The organism is Aeromonas sp. ZOR0002, assembly GCF_963866995.1.
GTDB classification, from domain to species: domain Bacteria; phylum Pseudomonadota; class Gammaproteobacteria; order Enterobacterales; family Aeromonadaceae; genus Aeromonas; species Aeromonas caviae.
In genome coordinates this window covers 4267-7113 of sequence record NZ_CAWMFQ010000279.1, presented here as the reverse complement: position 1 = coordinate 7113, position 2847 = coordinate 4267, and the positions used below count along the sequence as shown (strand labels likewise).

Annotated in this window: 2 protein-coding genes; both read right to left on the bottom strand. The window is 61.2% G+C overall.

Annotation, left to right across the window (positions count from 1 at the left end; genetic code table 11):
* The coding region (locus tag AACR77_RS15315) for a phosphoethanolamine transferase (RefSeq protein WP_042882627.1) at nucleotides 1-1588 on the bottom strand (1588 nt) is incomplete at its 3' end.
* A gap of 368 nt (nucleotides 1589-1956) precedes the next feature.
* Nucleotides 1957-2697 (bottom strand): YebC/PmpR family DNA-binding transcriptional regulator, encoded by a 741-nt coding sequence (locus tag AACR77_RS15310; RefSeq protein ID WP_010674094.1) that lies wholly within the window; start codon nucleotides 2695-2697, stop codon nucleotides 1957-1959.
* Nucleotides 2698-2847 lie beyond the last annotated feature (150 nt).

Sequence of the window (2847 nt, the reverse complement as noted above, 5' to 3'; positions counted from 1 at the left end):
CGTCATAGACCTGGGTCTGCACGTCCATGATGCCGAGCATGGAGTGGAACAGGTTGTCGTGGGAGAAGCGCTTGCTGGCTGCCTCCTGTTGCAGGCAATCCAGATTGAGCTGACGGTCTGCCTGCAACTGGGGAGAGAACCAGGTCAGGAGCGGCACCCGGGTCTGATCGTCCGGTGCGAACTTGTAGGGGGTGCCGTGCAGATAGAGCCCCATGGCGCCGAGGGATTCACCGTGATCCGACAGATAGACCAGCCCCACGTTGTACTGGCTCTCCAGGCTCTTGAGCTTGTCGATGAGCTGGGCAAGCACCTTGTCGGTGTAGCGGATGGTGTTGTCATAGGTGTTCACCAGCTCTTCGTTGCTGCAGTTCTCGATGTCGCTGCGCGGGCAGTCCGGCAGGAAGACGCGATCGGCGGCCGGGTAGCGGCGATAGTAGGTCGGACCGTGGCTGCCCATCAGGTGGAAGGCCACCAGCTTGCTGCCCTGCTTGCCCTGCATGTCGGCGATCTGCTGATCCAGCCCCTGCAACAGCACCTCGTCATGACAGGCATTGCCGGAGCAGTATGCGGGGAATGCCTTGGGCTCAATCTCGATGGTGGGAACGTTTTTGCACACCCCCTTGCAGCCGCCGTCGTTTTCCTTCCAGAGCACCGAGATCCCGGCATGTTGCAGCACGTCCAGCAAGCCATCCTGGGACTGGGCCTTGGCCTCGTCATAGCCGCGCCGGGTCATGTTCGAGAACATGCATGGCACGGAGAGCGCTGTGGCGGTGCCGCAGGAGCGCACGTTCCTGAACGAGACCACATTGGCCTCCTTCTCGGTGAAGCCGTTGGTTTCCTTCTTGTAGCCGTTGAGGGAGTAGTTCTGGCTGCGGGCCGTCTCCCCCACCACCAGGAACATCAGGGTCGGCTTCTCATGCTGGCCGATCACCCTGGCATCGGTGCCGATCTGCTGGTAGGGAATGGGAGTGGCGAAGACCACATCCCGGGCGTACTTGTAGAGCCCGTGCACATAGTTGGCGGGCACTATCTCCTTGCCGAGGGACTTGTTGTTGCGCCCGACCGAGGCGTAATCCTGGTAATAGAGGGCGGCAGCCCCCACCAGAAACAGCAAGGAGAGGGCGATGGAGCCGAGGCGCAGACCCAGTCCCTTGTACCAGGGACGGGGATACTCAATCTTCACCCACAGCAGTACCAGCACCGGCAACAGGCCGGTCAGCAGGAACCAGAGCACCACGGAACCGTTGAGGTAGGAGCCCGCCTCCCCGCTGTTGGTCTCGATGATGTTCTGCATCATGCCCATGTCGAAGATCACCCCGTACTTGAGCATGGCGTAGCTGACCAGGGAGCCGGTCAGGATGAGCAATGCGAAAAAGGGCTTGAGCAGATAACGGAAGGTAAAGGGCAGGAACACCGCGTTGAGGGCCGCCACCAGCACCAGGGGTATGGAGAGGACAAACCCCGCCTTGACGTGTTCAAGGGCGGTGAGGATGCGATAAAAGTGCAGGAAAATGGGCCAGTTGAAGACCAGTGCAAACAGCAGCACCAGCAACAGATTGACCTTCATCACTCCCAGAGTGAGACGCATAGAGAGACTCCGACAAACCAGTGGAACTAACAACCTGCCAGCAGGCTTCGTGGTGACCATCCCGACACTCGGCCCTGAAAAACAGGAAAAGAGCCAGGGAGGTCCAGATACGGGGTCATCCTAGGACGGCAAACTTAAGCGAACATTAAGAGAGGAAATCGAACCACAAGGGGAGGTGCGCGGTCTGGCACATAAAAAAACGGCAGCCCGGGCTGCCGTTTTTGCGAAGGTGAACAAGGTGTCGCACCTGTATGTTCGCGAACCTGAACAGGGTCGCGAGCGGCCGGCGATCTCGTCGGAGCCGGGGGAGAGGACCGTTGTGGTCGCCCTCCCCTTGCCCTGGGTCTCACAGCGTTCCCGAGAGGCAATTACAGGGTCGCGGCAATCTCGTCGGAGATGGAGCCGTTGTGGTACACCTCCTGCACGTCGTCCAGATCTTCCAGCATGTCGATGAGGCGCATCAGCTTGGGCGCGGTCTCGGCATCCAGTTCCGCCTCGGTGGAGGGGATCATGGTCACTTCGGCGCTCTCGGGCTTGAAGCCGGCGGCTTCCAGACCGTCCAGCACGGTGCCGAAGTCGTTCGGAGTGGTGTAGACCTCGATGGTGCCATCTTCTTCGGTCACCACGTCGTCGGCACCGGCTTCCAGCGCGGCGTCCATCAGGGCGTCTTCATCGGCGCCCACGAAGGTCAGCACCCCCTTCTTGGTGAACAGATAGGCCACGGAGCCGTCGGTCCCCAGGTTGCCGCCGCACTTGCTGAAGGCGTGACGCACTTCGGCCACGGTACGGTTGCGGTTGTCGGTCAGGCACTCCACCATGACGGCGGAACCGGCCGGGCCGTACCCTTCGTACACGATGGTCTCGAGCTGCTCGCCGTCACCGCCGCCGGCCCCACGGGCGATGGCGCGGTTGATGGTGTCGCGGGTCATGTTGCTGGTCAGGGCTGCCGCCACCGCCGCACGCAGGCGGGGGTTGTTGGCAGGATCGGCATCACCCAGACGCGCGGAGGTGGTGATTTCGCGGATCAGCTTGGTGAAGATCTTGCCGCGCTTGGCGTCTTGCGCCGCCTTGCGGTGTTTGATGTTGGCCCATTTACTGTGACCTGCCATAGGGACTCTCCGTTATAGTTGGAAATTTCAGTAACACTGGTTGCGCCCAGGGGGAAACGGGAAAGGCCGCATCGCTGCGGCCTTTGTTGCCGATAACGGCTTATTCGTCACCCTTGACGGTGGTCGCAATCGCCAGCTCGCCCAGTTGGG

Coding starts and splice junctions, on each gene's coding strand:
- AACR77_RS15310 (WP_010674094.1), bottom strand. CDS start 2,697: ATGGCAGGTCACAGTAAATGGGCCAACATCAAACACCGCAAGGCGGCG.